Origin of the sequence: Paraburkholderia sp. RL17-373-BIF-A (assembly GCF_046030175.1) — a bacterium.
GTDB lineage: Bacteria > Pseudomonadota > Gammaproteobacteria > Burkholderiales > Burkholderiaceae > Paraburkholderia.
Window position 1 is genome coordinate 67,616 of record NZ_JARESO010000025.1, and the last position, 15,356, is coordinate 82,971.

Here is a 15,356-nt window from a genome sequence, read left to right on the forward strand (position 1 = left end):
CATATCAGGATCTAACCGTTCGATGAACCCGATTTCCCTCTTTTGCATTCTTGCAGGCGTCACGTTGAACGCCGGTGCGCAGTTGCTGCTCAAAGCCGGTACGAATGCCGTTGGACACTTCGAATTCACCCGTGCGAACATCCTGCCCATCGCCTTTCGCCTGGCAACCCAGCCGCCAATCATCGGCGGGCTGGCCTGTTATGTGATCAGCGTGGCGGTGTGGATCATCGGGCTGTCGCGGGTGGACGTGTCGATCGCCTATCCGATGCTGTCGCTCGGCTACGTCGTCAATGCGTTCGCGGCGTGGTACCTGTTCGGCGAAGTGCTGTCGGTACAGAAGCTGATCGGTATCGGCATCATCCTGATCGGCGTGCTGGTGCTGGCGCGCAGCTAGATGCCGCGGTCCTGGGCAACGGTGTGCCGGACACAATTTATTACTGTTTATCGCCAGCGCCGACTGGGAAGATGCAGACGGCAAAAGAAACCGTAAGCGGGCAACCCAACCGGCTAAGGAATCCGTAAGGTTGACCACGGTATGCTGTGCGGTTGCGCCCTTTTTTGCCGCGGCCTGGATTTGCGCACAATTTGCGCTCAGTGTGTGGTTTACTTCGCGCCCTTCGGGTTGCGCCCTTTCAATCGAGCGAAGCATTCATGAGCCAGTCAACAGTCCCGTTCTTGCCATTTGTCAAACCCGAGATCGATGAGGAAACGATTCAGGGCGTCGCCGACGTGCTGCGCTCCGGCTGGATCACCACCGGCCCGCAGAACCAGAAATTCGAAGCGGCGCTCTCCGAGTTCTGCGGCGGCCGTCCGGTGCGCACGTTCAATTCGGGCACGGCGACGCTGGAGATCGGCCTGCGCATCGCCGGCGTGGGCGAAGGCGACGAAGTCATCACGACACCGGCGTCGTGGGTTTCGACCAGCAACGTGATCTATGAAGTCGGCGCGACGCCGGTGTTCGTCGATATCGACCCGGCCACGCGCAATATCGACCTCGACCTGCTCGAAAAAGCCATCACGCCGCGCACCAAGGCGCTGCTTCCGGTGTATCTGTCGGGCCTGCCGGTCGACATGGATCGTCTGTACGAGATCGCCCGCGCCCACAAGCTGCGCGTGATCGAAGACGCCGCGCAGGCGTTCGGCTCGACGTGGAAAGGCGAGCGCATCGGCAAGCTGGGCGACATGGTCTCGTTCAGCTTCCATGCGAACAAGAACCTGACCTCGATCGAAGGCGGCGCGCTGGTGCTGAACAACGAGGAAGAAGCGATCCTCGCGCAGAAATACCGCCTGCAGGGCATCACGCGCACCGGCTTCGACGGCATGGACTGTGACGTGCTCGGCGGCAAATACAACCTGACGGATGTCGCCGCGCGCGTCGGCCTCGGCCAGTTGCCGCATCTGAAGCGTTTCCTCGCGCAGCGCAGGAAACTGGTCCGCGCGTATTTCGCGGGCCTGGAAGGTGGCGCGGCGTCAAAACTGGGGGTCGGCCTGCCACTTGCTGACCTTGAAAACAGCAACTGGCACATGTTCCAGATCACGCTGCCGCTCGAGAAACTGTCGATCGACCGCGCCGGCTTCATGGGTCAGTTGAAGGAGCGCGGCATCGGTTCGGGCGTGCACTACCCGGCGATCCACCTGTTCTCGCTGTACCGCGCGCGCGGCTTCAAGGAAGGCATGTTCCCGCATGCGGAGCGGTTCGGCGCGACCAACGTCACGCTGCCGCTCTTCACGTTGATGAACGAAGGCGACGTGGAGCGCGTGTGCCGCGCGGTCAATGAAATTTGCGAACAATACGGAAAATAAGCGGAAATGATTTATTCGGAACATCGCGCTGCCGCACCGGAAGTGTCGGTCATCATCCCGGTGTACAACGAGGAAGCCGGTCTGGCTGCGCTGTTCGCGCGCCTGTATCCGGCGCTCGACGCGCTCGGCACCGGTTATGAAGTGATCTTCATCAACGACGGCAGCCGCGACAAATCCGCCGCCCTGCTCGCCGAACAGTTTCGCGCGCGTCCCGACACGACGCGCGTGATTCTGCTGAACGGCAACTACGGCCAGCACATGGCGATTCTGGCGGGCTTCGAGCAATCGCGCGGCGAGATCGTCATCACACTCGACGCCGACCTGCAGAATCCGCCGGAAGAAATCGGCAAGCTGGTCAACAAGATGCGCGAAGGCTACGACTACGTCGGCACGATTCGCCTGCAACGCCAGGACAGCCTGTGGCGCCGCAAGGCTTCGCGCGCGATGAACCGGCTGCGCGAGCGCATCACCCGCATCAAGATGACCGACCAGGGCTGCATGCTGCGCGCGTACAGCCGGCACATCATCGACACGATCAATCGCTGCGGTGAAATCAACACGTTCATTCCGGCGCTCGCGTACACCTTCGCGCAGAATCCGGTGGAAATCGAAGTCGCGCACGAAGAGCGTTTCGCCGGCGAATCGAAGTACTCGCTGTATTCGCTGATCCGCCTGAACTTCGACCTCGTCACCGGCTTCTCGGTCGTGCCGCTGCAATGGCTGTCGTTCATCGGCGTGATCCTGTCGCTCGGGTCCGCGGCACTGTTCGTGCTGCTGCTGATTCGACGCTTCATCATCGGCGCGGAAGTGCAAGGTGTGTTCACGCTGTTCGCTATCACGTTCTTCCTGCTCGGCGTAATCATCTTCGCGCTCGGCCTGCTCGGCGAATATATCGGCCGGATCTATCAGCAAGTGCGTGCGCGTCCGCGCTACCTCGTGCAGACCATTCTCGAACAGCGCGACGGCACGACCGTGACCGAAGCGCCGCGCCAGACCGTCGTGCAGGCCGTGCAGGCCGCGCCGCTCCTCGATCAGGGCCCGAATCCATGAAGCCACGCGCTGTCGTATTCGCGTATCACAACGTCGGCGTGCGCTGCCTGCAGGTGCTGCTCGCGCGCGGCGTGGACGTGGCGCTCGTCGTCACGCACGAAGACAGCCCGACCGAAAACATCTGGTTCGGCAGCGTCGCCTCGGTCGCGGCCGAGCACGGCATTCCGGTCGTGACGCCGAACGACCCGAAGAGCCCCGAACTGCGCGCCGCGGTAAGCGCCGCGCGCCCGGACTTCATCTTCTCGTTCTACTACCGCCACATGCTGCCGGTCGACGTGCTGGCGCTCGCCGCACGGGGCGCTTACAACATGCACGGCTCGCTGCTGCCGAAATACCGCGGCCGCGTGCCGACCAACTGGGCGGTGATTCACGGCGAAACGGAAACCGGCGCGACGCTGCACGAAATGGCCGCCAAGCCCGACGCGGGCGCGATTCTCGCGCAAACACCAGTGCCGATCCTGCCCGACGATACCGCAGCACAAGTCTTCGACAAGGTCACCGTGGCCGCGGAGCAAACGCTGTGGCGCGTGCTGCCGTCCCTGCTGGCGGGCGAGGCGCCGCATCTGCCGAACGACATCGCGCACGGCAGCTATTACGGCGGACGCAAGCCGGAAGACGGCCGCATCGACTGGACACAATCGGCGCAGCAGGTCTACAACCTGATCCGCGCGGTGGCGCCGCCCTATCCCGGCGCTTTCACGGATATCGGCGAGCGGCGCTTCATCGTCGCGCGCGCGCGCCTCGCCGCGCCCGGCGCGCTTCGCTCGGATTTGCCCCCGGGCCTGCACGTAAGCGATAATGCCGTTTTCGCGATATGCGGCGACGGCCGCGCGATCGCCATCCACGAATTGCGGCACCAGCACGACGGCAGCGAGACTGTCGTCACTCCGGCCGAATTTGCCCAGCTCATCCAAACTCCCCGTTACTCATGAAAAAAGTCCTGATTCTGGGTGTGAATGGCTTCATCGGCCATCACCTGTCCAAACGCATTCTCGAAACGACCGATTGGGAAGTCTTCGGCATGGACATGCAGACCGAGCGTCTGGGCGATCTGATCAATCATGAGCGGATGCACTTCTTCGAAGGCGACATCACGATCAACAAGGAGTGGGTCGAATATCACGTCAAGAAGTGCGATGTGATCCTGCCGCTGGTCGCGATCGCCACGCCCGCCACGTACGTGAAGCAGCCGCTGCGCGTGTTCGAACTCGACTTCGAGGCGAACCTGCCGATCGTGCGTTCGGCCGTCAAATATGGCAAGCACCTCGTGTTTCCGTCCACGTCCGAGGTCTACGGCATGTGCACGGACGAGCAGTTCGATCCGGAAGAATCGCAACTCTCGTACGGCCCGATCAACAAGCCGCGCTGGATCTACGCGTGCTCCAAGCAGTTGATGGACCGCGTGATCTGGGGTTACGGCATGGAAGGCCTGAACTTCACGCTGTTCCGTCCGTTCAACTGGATCGGACCGGGCCTCGACTCGATCTACACGCCGAAGGAAGGCAGCTCGCGCGTGGTCACGCAGTTCCTCGGCCATATCGTGCGCGGCGAGAACATCAGCCTCGTCGACGGCGGCGCGCAAAAGCGTGCGTTCACGGATATCGACGACGGCATCGGCGCACTGATGAAGATCATCGAGAACAAGGACGGCATCGCCACGGGCAAGATCTACAACATCGGCAACCCGACCAACAATTTCTCGGTGCGCGAACTCGCGCACAAGATGCTGACGCTCGCCGCCGAATTCCCGGAGTACGCGGACACGGCCAAGCAGGTGCAACTGATCGAAACGTCGTCGGGCGCTTACTACGGCGCGGGCTATCAGGACGTGCAGAACCGCGTGCCGAAGATCGACAACACGATGCAGGAACTCGGCTGGGCGCCGAAGTCGACCTTCGACGAAGCGCTGCGCAAGATTTTCGAAGCGTATCGCGGCCACGTCGGCGAAGCGCGCGCGCTCGTCGAACAGCAATAAGGGCTGATCCTTGGCTCGTATCGTCCTGAAGATCGACGTCGACACGCTGCGCGGCACCCGCGAGGGCGTGCCGAACCTCGCACGTATCTTCGACCGCTTCAAGGCGCGCGCCACCTTCCTCTTCAGCCTCGGGCCCGACCACACCGGTTGGGCAATGCGCCGCGTGTTGCGCCCGGGTTTTCTGAAAAAGGTTTCGCGTACCTCGGTGGTCGAACACTACGGTGTCAAGCAGCTGATGTACGGCGTGCTGCTGCCCGGTCCGGACATCGGCGCCAAGGCCTCGGCGGAAATGCGCGCGATCCACGAAGCCGGCTTTGAATGCGGCATTCATACGTGGGATCACGTCTACTGGCAGGACAACGTGCGCTCGAAAGATCGCGCATGGACCACTGCGCAGATGCAGCAAAGCCACGACCGTTTCGTCGAGGTGTTCGGCGCGCCGCCGACCACGCACGGCGCGGCCGGCTGGCAGATGAACGGCCATGCGTTCGAGCAGATCGACGCGTGGGGCATGCACTACGCGTCCGACGGGCGCGGCCACTCGCCGTATCTGCCGGTGGTCGACGGCCGCACGCTCACGCATGTGCAGATGCCCACCACGCTGCCCACGCTCGACGAAGTGCTCGGCGTGGACGGTGTCGAAGCGCACAACGTCGCCGCATGGATGTTGAAGCACACCGAAAACAATCCACACGATCAGGTGTACACGCTGCATGCGGAACTCGAAGGGCAAAAGCTCGCGCCGATCTTCGAGCAGCTTCTGGAAGGCTGGCGCGCGCAAGGCCACACCTTCGCGACGATGGGCGATTACTACGCCACGCTAGACCGCAGCACGCTGCCATCGTACCCTGTTACATGGGGCGAAATTCCAGGGCGCTCCGGCGAGTTGATTGTCCAGCCCTGACTGATCAACGTGCAGCCGGCCCTGACGATCCGTCCGCCGCGCGAGAGCATGCCGCGCGCCGGCTGCCCACCCCCAAGTCTCGATGCCAGGCCGACGCCGCCGCACTCATCCGGCGCAGGCCATCACAACCGGAGAACCTCGTGCCCATTGCAGTCGACCAACCCATCCCCGACTTCACCGCCCCTGCTACCGGTGGCGAGATCACGCTGTCCAAGCTGCGGGGCAAGAAGGTGGTGCTGTATTTTTATCCAAAGGACAACACGCCGGGCTGCACGACCGAAGGTCTGCAGTTCCGTGATCTGTATCCGAAGTTCAAGAAGGCCGGCGCGGAAATCCTCGGCGTGTCGCGCGACAGCCTGCGCTCGCATGACAACTTCAAGGCAAAGCTCGAATTGCCCTTCCCGCTGATCTCGGATCCTGAAGAAACGCTGTGCGCGCTCTTTAGCGTCATCAAAATGAAGAAAATGTATGGCAAAGAAGTACGGGGAATTGAACGCTCCACGTTCCTCATCGACGGCGAAGGCGTGCTGCGCCAGGAGTGGCGCGGTGTGAAAGTGCCCGGCCACGTCGACGATATTCTGGAGGCTGTACAAGCGCTTTGAGGCGCGTTATATTGGGTTGCAATGAGTGCCTGTACACCCCAATTTTTTGCCGCTGCGCCAGACTTGACGGCCGCTTCCCGTTTCCTGGGTTCCGTCGGAGTCGTGAGGTGCAACGCGAGCACTGTAGGCGAGCCGCTTGCCCCGTACGCCGGGGCGGCGGCTTTTTTAATTGCGCGCAGCCGTTCGTTCACTCGGCCGCGCGCTTCCGTTAAGGAGCCGATCGAAGACCAGGCGAACCGGCATCTCTAGACCGAATGCGCGCCTCCGGGCGCAATCTGCGTGCGCACTCATTGGCACCGGCAGAATGCGACAGGCGGCGCACGATATGTGACCCGATTAATTCGAGGGAAACCATGCCTTTGCCTACCCCCCCCAGCAAGCTCGGCAATCTCCTGCCGCCTGACGAATACAAGGCCAAAGCCGCCAGCCCGGCGCGCTCCGCCGCGAAGAAACAGGCTGCCGACGGGGAATCCGCAGAGTCGGCCGACTACGGCCGCGCGAACGTCGCCACGCCGATGGCGCACGCCGCCAATGCCGCGACCACCTTGCGGCCGGTGCCGGCATCGTCGGCTGCTCCTGCCGCGTCCGCCGGGCAAGCCGCTCCGGCGCGCAGCGCAACGGCGCCCGGCCGCAAATCGAAGCAGACCGCCGCCCTGCTGCAACCGGTTCCCGCTACCCGTCCGCAAGCCGAGCCGGCTGCGCAGCCGGTCGTCGCCCGCACGCCGAGCGCGAAGCAGGCCGAAGCCAGCACACCCGCAGCCGTCGCGCCGAGCACGCGCGGCACCAGCAAGAAACGCGGCACCGGCACCCAGCCGGCCGAAGTCCAGAAGCTCTTCGTGCTCGACACGAACGTGCTGATGCACGATCCGAGCTGCCTGTTCCGCTTCGAGGAACACGACGTCTATCTGCCGATGATGACGTTGGAAGAACTCGACAACCACAAGAAGGGCATGTCGGAAGTCGCGCGCAACGCCCGTCAGGTGAGCCGCACATTGGACGCGCTGGTGGCGAACGCCGGCAACATGTCCGACGGCATTTCGCTCGCGCGTCTGGGCAGCCGCGAGGCGTCTGGGCGTCTGTACTTCCAGACCAAGCTGACCGCCATCGAGCCGGTGGAAGGTCTGCCGGAAGGCAAGGCCGACAATCAGATCCTCGGCGTGGTGCGCGCATTGCAGCGCGACCGGATGGATCGTCAGGTCGTGCTGGTGTCGAAAGACATCAACATGCGCATCAAGGCGCATGCGCTTGGCCTGCCCGCTGAAGACTACTTCAACGACCAGGTGCTCGAAGACAGCGATCTGCTGTATTCCGGCATCCGCGCGCTGCCGCAGGATTTCTGGACCAAGCACGCAAAGGGCATGGAGAGCTGGCAGGACACCAAGACCGGTACGACGTACTACCGCGTGACGGGTCCGCTGTGCGCCTCGATGCTGGTCAACGAGTTCGTCTATCTCGAGCCGCAGAACGGCGAGCCGGCGTTTCACGCGCTGGTGCGCGAGCTGAACGGCAAGACGGCGCTGCTGCAAACCTTGCGCGACTACGGCCACCACAAGAACAACGTGTGGGGCATCACGGCGCGCAATCGCGAGCAGAATTTCGCGCTGAACCTGTTGATGAATCCGGAGATCGACTTCGTCACGCTGCTGGGTCAGGCCGGTACCGGCAAGACGCTGGTCGCGCTCGCCGCCGGTCTCGCGCAGGTGCTGGACGACAAGCGCTACAACGAGATCATCGTGACGCGCGCGACGGTGCCGGTCGGTGAAGACATCGGTTTCCTGCCAGGTACGGAAGAGGAAAAAATGCAGCCGTGGATGGGCGCATTCGACGACAACCTCGAAGTCCTGCAAAAGACTGACGACGCAGCCGGCGAATGGGGCCGCGCCGCGACTCAGGAGCTGATCCGCTCCCGCCTGAAGGTCAAAAGCATGAACTTCATGCGTGGCCGCACGTTCGTGGACAAGTATCTGATCATCGACGAGGCGCAGAATCTGACGCCTAAGCAGATGAAGACGCTGGTCACGCGCGCAGGTCCGGGCACAAAAATCATCTGTCTGGGCAACATCGCGCAGATCGATACGCCTTATCTGACGGAAGGCAGTTCGGGTTTGACGTACGTGGTCGATCGCTTCAAGGGTTGGGCGCACAGCGGGCATGTGACACTGGCGCGCGGCGAGCGCTCGCGCCTTGCCGACTACGCGTCGGAAATTCTTTAAGTTTCAGTTAGTTAGCTTTACCCAGAAGCCGCCTCCGGAGTATTCCGGGCGCGGCTTTTTTCTTGACTGCGCGTTCTCGCCGGGCAACACTTAGCGCACGAACTTCATGTAATTTGTCAAGAATTCTTGCCGGAGCGAGGTTCCAAGGGCTACCATCCCGACATCGTTCGCCGTTAAACGGGCGTTTACCGCTCTCCTCGTCTTCATGCGCCGACTCGCCTTTTCGCTGTTGACCGTTTTTCTGCTCGCCGCCTGCGCCGGCGCGCCGCAGAAAACGTCGTCGCGCTCGGGCGGCTCGGTTGTAGTGGCGAACGGCGCTTATCATGCTCCGCCGCCCGGCTTCCCGAATTTCGTCGACCACAGCATCGGCCGCGAGGAAATCTCGATTCAGGCGATGAGCCTCGTCGGCATTCCATACCGTTGGGGCGGCAATACGCCGGACAGCGGCTTCGATTGCAGCGGATTGGTTCGCTATGTCGTCTTGCGCGCGGCGTCGGTGAATCTGCCTCGCACGACGGCGGACATGAGCGGGCGCGGCGAATCGATAGAACCGGACGGGATCGCCCCGGGCGATCTGATTTTCTTCAACACGACGGGGCGCGCGCATTCGCACGTCGGCATTTATGTGGGCAAGCTGCGCTTCGTCAACGCGCCGTCGACCGGTGGCACGGTGCGGCTCGACTATCTGACCAATCCGTATTGGGCCAAGCGTTTTGACGGGATTCGTCGCGTGGCCGGACCGGCTGCGACGCCGGCGCCGTTCGATACGCCGAGTTATCAGGCGGCGGCGCCCCAGCCTGAGCGCGTCGCGCCTGTGGCGCAGACGGCGCCGGCTTATGCGGGTACGGCGGCGGCCGTGGCGCCGACGTCGGCGAAGACAGCCACACAGCAGCCGGTTTATGCCGCAGGCGCGCTGCAACCCCAATCGCAATCGCAGCAGACAGCCCGCGTCGCGGCGACGCCGCGCGCGCCGTTGACCACTGAGGCGCAACCGACAACGACCGCGGCCACGCCCCAAGCCGATCCGTTCGAACCACCACCGCCCGGAATGAGCGCAGCGCAGATGCAGGCGCGCGCGGCGGGCGCCGTATCGCCGACGCCGGTTCAGGCGGCCCAAGCCAGCGCGTACGACGCCGGCGCGCCCGCTCAACAACAGCCGACGGCTTCACGCACCGCTCCGCAAACGGCAGCCGCCCGCGCGCCCGATCCAATCGATGCCGCCGCCGACGCGTTCGAGCCACCGCCGCCCGCGTCCGTCGCCGCGCGCCAGGCTCGACAGGCGCAGCAAGCCGATGAGAATGGCAGCGTGCAGATCATGCGCGCGTCGACGGCCTCGCGCGGCATGCCGGCCCCCACGCAAACCAACGACGATCCGATCGCCCGCTTCGCCAACGGCAACTACTGACGCCATCACGCGGGGCTCAGCCGCGCCAACTTGCGCGCCATCATGCGCGTCGCCATCGCCCCGCACGCCACAACGACCCCGCCGATCTGCTATCGTCATCGATATTCTTTCGACAGCGGGTGATGACGATGGATCTCGGGCTTAAAGACAAGGTGGTGTTGATCACGGGCGGCAGCAAGGGGATCGGGTTCGCCTGCGCCCGCGCGTTTGCGCTCGAAGGCGCGAAAGTCGCGATCGTCTCGCGCGATCCCGCGAACCTCGCGCGCGCTTACGAGCAGTTGAAGCAGGAAGGCCTGCACGTGCACCGGACCCGCGCCGATCTGCACGAACCGCACAGCGCCGCCGATATCGTCGAGGAAGTCAGCACCGCGGTCGGCCCGATCGACATACTGATCAACAGCGCCGGCGCCGCGCGCCGCTACGACCCGGAAACGCTCGATGCCGACGCGTTCCGTGCCACCATGGAAGCGAAATACTTCCCCTACATCTATCCCCAGCAGGAAGTGCTGCGCCGCATGGCCGAGCGCGCCAAATCCAGCAACGGCGGCGAGCCCGGCACGATCGTCAACATCATCGGCATGGGCGGCAAGATTGCGAGCGACATCCATATTGCAGGCGGCGCCGCGAACGCCGCGCTGATGCTCGCCACCGTCGGTCTCGCCCACTATTACGCGCGCTACGGCATCCGCATCAACGCGATCAACCCCGGCGCGACGCTGACCGAGCGTGTCGAGGAAGCGGTCAAGCTCGAAGCGACGCAGCAAGGCATCGAGAGCGCGGAAGCGCTCGCGCGCGGGCAGGCCAAAGTGCCGCTCGGACGCTATGCCAAACCGGAGGAAATCGCTGACGTCGCGCTGTTTCTGGCGAGCCGCCGCGCGAGCTATGTGACGGGCGCAATCGTCCCGATGGATGGAGGCAGCGCGCCGCTGATCTAGACGGCGCGCTTCGAACCCCGAGTGTGATAACGCGGTGGTCAGCGCCGCCGCGCGCTTACAGGAAGCGGTGGCCGAGCCACCATGCAGCGCCGGAGAGCGCCGCGGAAGCCGGGATCGTCAGAATCCACGCCCACACGATGTTGCCGGCCACGCCCCAACGCACCGCGCTCAGCTTCTGCGTCGCGCCGACACCGACGATCGCGCCGGTAATGGTATGCGTGGTGGACACCGGAATGCCGAGCCATGACGCGGTAAACAGCGTGATCGCGCCACCCGTCTCCGCACAAAAGCCGCCGACCGGCTTGAGCTTGGTGATCTTCTGGCCCATCGTGCGGACAATGCGCCAGCCGCCGAACAGCGTGCCGACGCCCATGGAGAGATAACAGCCGCCAATCACCCACAGCGGCGGCGCATCCGCAAACGACGACGCATAGCCGGTAGCGATCAGCAGCATCCAGATAATGCCGATGGTTTTCTGCGCGTCGTTGCCGCCGTGGCCGAGGCTATACAAGCCCGCCGACACCAGTTGCAGGCGCCGGAAACGCCGGTCGACCTTGCTCGGCGGCGTGCGGAAGTAGATCCACGACACCGCCAGCATGAAGAACGAGCCGAGCACGAAGCCGAGCAGCGGCGAAATGAAGATGAAGGCGACCGTCTTCATCAGGCCGTCGAAATTCAGCGAGCCCCAACCCGATTTGGCGAGCGCCGCGCCCACCAGGCCGCCGATCAGCGCATGCGAGGAACTCGACGGAATGCCGTAGTGCCAGGTGATGATGTTCCAGCCGATCGCGCCGACCAGCGCACCGAAAATCACGTAATGGTCGACGATATTCGGGTCGATCGTGCCCTTGCCGACGGTCGCCGCCACTTTCAGGTGAAACACGAAATACGCGATGACGTTGAAAGCCGCCGCGAAGGCCACCGCCTGCTGCGGCTTCAGCACGCCGGTCGAGACGACCGTGGCGATCGAATTGGCTGCGTCGTGGAAGCCGTTCATGAAGTCGAAAATCAGCGCGACGGCGACCAGGCCGGTGACGACCCAGATTGCGAGTTGTATCGATTGCATTATGCGTTTTCCAGCACGATGCCTTCGATGATGTTCGCTACATCCTCACACTTGTCCGTGATCGTTTCGAGCAATTCATAGATCGCTTTCAGCTTGATCAGGGTCTTGACGTTGTCTTCTTCGCGGAACAGTTTCGACATGGCCGAGCGCAGCACGCGGTCGGCTTCCGATTCCAGACGGTCGATGTCCTCGCAGGCCTTCAGGATCTGGCTCGCCTGCTTCATGTCGGACAACAGGCTCACGGCGAACTGCACGCGCTCAGAGGTTGCCGTGCAGATGTGCGCCAACTGGCTCGCCTCGGAGGTCACGGCCTGCACGTCGTACAGCGAAATGGCGGTGGCGACGTCCTCCATCAAATCGAGGATGTCGTCCATCGTGGTGATCAGCTTGTGGATCTCGTCACGGTCGAGCGGCGTGATGAACGTCTTGTGCAGCAGGTCGATGGTTTCGTGCGTGAGCTTGTCAGCGGCCTTCTCGGCTTTCTGCACGTTTTGCTTATGGGTCTCGGCGTCCTGCAGGTTGTCGATCAGCAGCTCGAGTTCGCGGCTTGCAGAGACGATGCACGTTGCGTGCGCATTGAAAATTTCAAAGAACTTGCCCTCGGTGGGCATGAATCGACCGAACATTGGGATCCCGAAAATTGGTCACATTTATGGCTGACATAAAACCGCCACATTGTACCGTTGCGAGACCCGAGCCGCACTTTTGAAAGCGCCGTTACAACGACGCTCCAGTTATCGCTTCACTTCTCCGCTCAATCGCTGTAGAAATTCTGCGCGCCGGCAAAGTTGTCGAACTTCGTGAATTGGCCATGGAACGTGAGCCGAACGGGGCCGATCGGACCATTCCGCTGTTTACCGATGATGATCTCGGCCGTGCCTTTGTCCGGACTGTCCGGGTTGTACACTTCGTCGCGGTAAATGAACAGGATCACGTCGGCATCCTGTTCGATAGCGCCGGATTCGCGCAAGTCCGACATGATCGGCCGCTTGTTCGGACGCTGCTCGAGACCCCGGTTGAGCTGCGACAAGGCAATTACCGGCACGTCGAGTTCCTTGGCGAGACTCTTCAGCGAACGCGAGATTTCCGAGATTTCGGTCGCGCGGTTTTCACCCGACGACGAGCCGCTCATCAGCTGCAAATAGTCGATGATGATCAACCCGAGCTTGCCGCACTGGCGCGACAATCGGCGCGCGCGCGAGCGCAATTCCATCGGGTTCAGACCGCCGGTTTCGTCGATGAAAATCTGCGCCTCGCTCATTTTCTGCACGGCGTGAGTGAGCTTCGGCCAATCCTCGTCAGTCAGGCGCCCGGTTCGCATGCGGTGCTGATCCAGCCGTCCGACCGAGCCGAGCATACGCATGGTGAGCTGTGAACCCGGCATTTCCATCGAGAACACCGCGACCGGCAAGCCGTACTCGACCGCCACGTATTCGCCGACGTTCATCGAAAACGCCGTTTTACCCATCGACGGACGGCCCGCGACGATGATCAGCTCGCCGCCGTGCATGCCCGAAGTCATGCGGTCCAGATCGACAAAGCCGGTCGGCGTGCCCGTTACGTCGCTCGGATTGGCGGTGTGATACAGCGTGTCGATCCGCTCGACCACTTCCGTGAGCAGCGGCCCGATTTCGAGGAAGCCTTGCGTGCCGCGCGCGCCGTCTTCGGCGATTGAAAACACCTTCGACTCGGCCTCGTCCAGCAGCTGGCGGACTTCCTTGCCCTGCGGATTGAAGGCGTCGGCCGAGATTTCATCGGCAACCGAGACCAGCCGGCGCAACACTGCGCGATCGCGCACGATTTCCGCGTAGCGGCGGATATTGGCCGCGCTCGGCGTGTTCTGCGCCAGCGCGTTCAGATAGGCGAGACCGCCAACCTCTTCCGCCTTGCCCGAGGTGCCGAGCGCCTCGTACACGGTGATTACGTCGGCCGGGCGCGTGGCCGCGATCAGCTTGCCGATGTGCTCGAAGATGATGCGGTGGTCGTAGCGGTAAAAATCGCTCTGCGACAGGAAGTCGGCGATGCGGTCCCACGCGGCATTGTCGAGCAGCAGGCCGCCCAGCACCGATTGCTCGGCCTCGATCGAATGCGGCGGGACTTTCAGCGACTCGAGTTGGGGATCTTTGGACGGTGCGTTCATGGAGAGGGATTATCGGGCAAATCGGGGGCGCGCGGGCGGCTGCGGCGAGCGAGAAAAACAAAAAAACGGGCGCAAAAAAACAGGGGCCGGTTCCCCGGCCCCTGCCTTTTGCCAGCAACCTCCTGGCAGATGCTATTTGATGCTTAGACGCGGTCGGCTTAGACGTGCTCGCCGATCACAGCCACCGTCACATCGACCAGAACGTCGGTGTGCAGCGAGATTTGAACTGCGTGTTCGCCAACCATCTTCAGCGGGCCTTCCGGCAGACGCACTTGCGCCTTTTCCACTGCGAAGCCTTGCTTGACCAGAGCTTCAGCGATGTCCGCGTTCGTCACCGAACCGAACAGACGGCCGTCGACGCCAGCCTTCTGATTGATCTGAACCGTCGAGCCGCCCAGCTTTTCGCCTTGAGCTTGAGCCGCAGCCAGCTTTTCAGCGGCGACTTTTTCGAGTTCTGCACGGCGCACTTCGAATTCAGCCAGGGCTTCCTTCGTTGCACGGCGAGCTTGCTTGTTCGGGATCAGGAAGTTACGTGCGTAACCGTCCTTGACCTTCACGATATCGCCCAGGTTGCCCAGATTGACGACTTTTTCCAGAAGAATAATTTGCATTCGGAGACTCCTTATCGCGTCGTCGGGTTAGGCCTTGTGCTGGTCGGTGTACGGCACCAGCGCGAGGAAACGTGCGCGCTTGATTGCCGTGTCCAGCTGGCGTTGATAGTGCGACTTCGTACCCGTGAGACGCGCCGGCGTGATCTTGCCGTTTTCGCCGATGAAGTCCTTCAGCGTTTCGAGGTCCTTGTAGTCGATGTGATCGACGCCAGCGGCCGTGAAACGGCAGAACTTCTTGCGCTTGAAGAGCGGATTTTGTTGCTGACGACGCTTGTCGAATTTCTTACCAGTCGGGCGGGGCATGTTCAGTCCTTTCCAATGTCCTGCAATGCTGTGATGTGAAATACCAGAGTTCTTGCGTTGCGGTGCTTTTTCGCCAGAAAGCCTGTGAAGAGCGTTTCTACGCCCATCTGACAGCTTTCCAGCTTACCGCTCGCCTCGCCTGCGGCTACTGCCTGCATGGTCAGTTCGACTTGCCGGGCGATGCCGGCTTCGACGACTTCCGTGCGGTGGTGCAACGTGCAGCCTGCAATCGGAACGCCGGCGGGGGTGTACCGCACCGGTTCGCGTTCGACGACGCTGGCCGTGAGTTGCAGCCGGTTCATGTAGCCTTTGGCGAGAACGACGCTGAATCTGGTAGCTTAAATAGTGT

Annotated in this window: 16 protein-coding genes; 10 read left to right on the plus strand and 6 right to left on the minus strand. The window is 62.6% G+C overall.

Features of this window, described 5'->3' with window-relative positions; genetic code table 11:
* Window positions 1-22 precede the first annotated feature (22 nt).
* The 10 genes from P0D80_RS27750 (at window position 23) to P0D80_RS27795 (ending at window position 10,887) form a co-directional block, all read left to right on the plus strand.
* Entirely contained in the window at window positions 23-394 is a 372-nt protein-coding gene (locus P0D80_RS27750; RefSeq protein WP_132374797.1) for an SMR family transporter, read from the plus strand.
* Window positions 395-651: 257 nt separating this feature from the next.
* Window positions 652-1,803 carry a DegT/DnrJ/EryC1/StrS family aminotransferase gene (locus tag P0D80_RS27755; RefSeq protein ID WP_408175592.1) on the plus strand — a complete coding sequence of 384 codons (1,152 nt, stop codon included), beginning with the start codon at window positions 652-654 and terminating at the stop codon, window positions 1,801-1,803.
* A 6-nt stretch (window positions 1,804-1,809) separates the two neighbouring features.
* Window positions 1,810-2,853 (plus strand): glycosyltransferase, encoded by a 1,044-nt coding sequence (locus P0D80_RS27760; protein ID WP_132374799.1) that lies wholly within the window; start codon window positions 1,810-1,812, stop codon window positions 2,851-2,853.
* Window positions 2,850-3,785: a formyltransferase gene (locus P0D80_RS27765; protein ID WP_408288144.1), complete on the plus strand. Its 936-nt coding sequence runs from the start codon at window positions 2,850-2,852 to the stop codon at window positions 3,783-3,785. Before P0D80_RS27760 ends, P0D80_RS27765 begins: the two co-directional genes overlap by 4 nt.
* The gene (locus tag P0D80_RS27770) at window positions 3,782-4,828 is read left to right on the plus strand and encodes a bifunctional UDP-4-keto-pentose/UDP-xylose synthase (RefSeq protein WP_132374801.1); all 1,047 of its coding nucleotides are present in this window, start codon (window positions 3,782-3,784) and stop codon (window positions 4,826-4,828) included. The genes P0D80_RS27765 and P0D80_RS27770 overlap by 4 nt, the downstream gene beginning before the upstream one ends.
* 10 nt (window positions 4,829-4,838) lie before the next feature.
* Complete coding sequence (locus P0D80_RS27775; protein ID WP_408175595.1) at window positions 4,839-5,732, plus strand: polysaccharide deacetylase family protein; 894 nt, start codon at window positions 4,839-4,841, stop codon at window positions 5,730-5,732.
* A 140-nt stretch (window positions 5,733-5,872) separates the two neighbouring features.
* The gene (locus P0D80_RS27780; RefSeq protein WP_408288149.1) at window positions 5,873-6,334 is read left to right on the plus strand and encodes a peroxiredoxin; all 462 of its coding nucleotides are present in this window, start codon (window positions 5,873-5,875) and stop codon (window positions 6,332-6,334) included.
* Window positions 6,335-6,687: 353 nt separating this feature from the next.
* On the plus strand, window positions 6,688-8,547 hold the full coding sequence (locus tag P0D80_RS27785; protein ID WP_132374804.1) for a PhoH family protein: 1,860 nt from the start codon (window positions 6,688-6,690) through the stop codon (window positions 8,545-8,547).
* A 205-nt stretch (window positions 8,548-8,752) separates the two neighbouring features.
* Window positions 8,753-9,952, plus strand: a complete 1,200-nt coding sequence (locus P0D80_RS27790; protein WP_408288153.1) for an NlpC/P60 family protein — start codon at window positions 8,753-8,755, stop codon at window positions 9,950-9,952.
* A gap of 128 nt (window positions 9,953-10,080) precedes the next feature.
* On the plus strand, window positions 10,081-10,887 hold the full coding sequence (locus P0D80_RS27795; protein WP_408288156.1) for an SDR family oxidoreductase: 807 nt from the start codon (window positions 10,081-10,083) through the stop codon (window positions 10,885-10,887).
* A 55-nt stretch (window positions 10,888-10,942) separates the two neighbouring features.
* Here the strand turns inward: P0D80_RS27795 and P0D80_RS27800 are convergent, their stop codons facing one another.
* From P0D80_RS27800 to priB, 6 genes are all read right to left on the minus strand, one after another.
* Entirely contained in the window at window positions 10,943-11,953 is a 1,011-nt protein-coding gene (locus P0D80_RS27800) for an inorganic phosphate transporter (protein WP_132374806.1), read from the minus strand.
* Complete coding sequence (locus P0D80_RS27805; RefSeq protein WP_012432805.1) at window positions 11,953-12,579, minus strand: DUF47 domain-containing protein; 627 nt, start codon at window positions 12,577-12,579, stop codon at window positions 11,953-11,955. The genes P0D80_RS27800 and P0D80_RS27805 overlap by 1 nt, the downstream gene beginning before the upstream one ends.
* Window positions 12,580-12,707: 128 nt before the next feature.
* Window positions 12,708-14,093, minus strand: a complete 1,386-nt coding sequence (locus tag P0D80_RS27810) for a replicative DNA helicase (protein WP_064269887.1) — start codon at window positions 14,091-14,093, stop codon at window positions 12,708-12,710.
* Between the two features lie 158 nt (window positions 14,094-14,251).
* Window positions 14,252-14,704 (minus strand): 50S ribosomal protein L9, encoded by a 453-nt coding sequence (rplI, locus tag P0D80_RS27815; protein WP_132374835.1) that lies wholly within the window; start codon window positions 14,702-14,704, stop codon window positions 14,252-14,254.
* Between the two features lie 27 nt (window positions 14,705-14,731).
* A complete protein-coding gene (gene rpsR, locus P0D80_RS27820) occupies window positions 14,732-15,007 on the minus strand; it encodes a 30S ribosomal protein S18 (RefSeq protein ID WP_007182109.1) in 276 nt (91 codons plus the stop codon).
* Between the two features lie 2 nt (window positions 15,008-15,009).
* A complete protein-coding gene (priB, locus tag P0D80_RS27825) occupies window positions 15,010-15,309 on the minus strand; it encodes a primosomal replication protein N (RefSeq protein WP_007182110.1) in 300 nt (99 codons plus the stop codon).
* Window positions 15,310-15,356 lie beyond the last annotated feature (47 nt).

Coding starts and splice junctions, on each gene's coding strand:
- P0D80_RS27770 (WP_132374801.1), top strand. CDS start 3,782: ATGAAAAAAGTCCTGATTCTGGGTGTGAATGGCTTCATCGGCCATCAC.
- P0D80_RS27760 (WP_132374799.1), top strand. CDS start 1,810: ATGATTTATTCGGAACATCGCGCTGCCGCACCGGAAGTGTCGGTCATC.
- P0D80_RS27810 (WP_064269887.1), bottom strand. CDS start 14,093: ATGAACGCACCGTCCAAAGATCCCCAACTCGAGTCGCTGAAAGTCCCG.
- P0D80_RS27800 (WP_132374806.1), bottom strand. CDS start 11,953: ATGCAATCGATACAACTCGCAATCTGGGTCGTCACCGGCCTGGTCGCC.
- P0D80_RS27765 (WP_408288144.1), top strand. CDS start 2,850: ATGAAGCCACGCGCTGTCGTATTCGCGTATCACAACGTCGGCGTGCGC.
- P0D80_RS27755 (WP_408175592.1), top strand. CDS start 652: ATGAGCCAGTCAACAGTCCCGTTCTTGCCATTTGTCAAACCCGAGATC.
- P0D80_RS27795 (WP_408288156.1), top strand. CDS start 10,081: ATGGATCTCGGGCTTAAAGACAAGGTGGTGTTGATCACGGGCGGCAGC.
- rplI (WP_132374835.1), bottom strand. CDS start 14,704: ATGCAAATTATTCTTCTGGAAAAAGTCGTCAATCTGGGCAACCTGGGC.
- P0D80_RS27805 (WP_012432805.1), bottom strand. CDS start 12,579: ATGTTCGGTCGATTCATGCCCACCGAGGGCAAGTTCTTTGAAATTTTC.
- P0D80_RS27790 (WP_408288153.1), top strand. CDS start 8,753: ATGCGCCGACTCGCCTTTTCGCTGTTGACCGTTTTTCTGCTCGCCGCC.
- priB (WP_007182110.1), bottom strand. CDS start 15,309: ATGAACCGGCTGCAACTCACGGCCAGCGTCGTCGAACGCGAACCGGTG.
- P0D80_RS27750 (WP_132374797.1), top strand. CDS start 23: ATGAACCCGATTTCCCTCTTTTGCATTCTTGCAGGCGTCACGTTGAAC.
- rpsR (WP_007182109.1), bottom strand. CDS start 15,007: ATGCCCCGCCCGACTGGTAAGAAATTCGACAAGCGTCGTCAGCAACAA.
- P0D80_RS27785 (WP_132374804.1), top strand. CDS start 6,688: ATGCCTTTGCCTACCCCCCCCAGCAAGCTCGGCAATCTCCTGCCGCCT.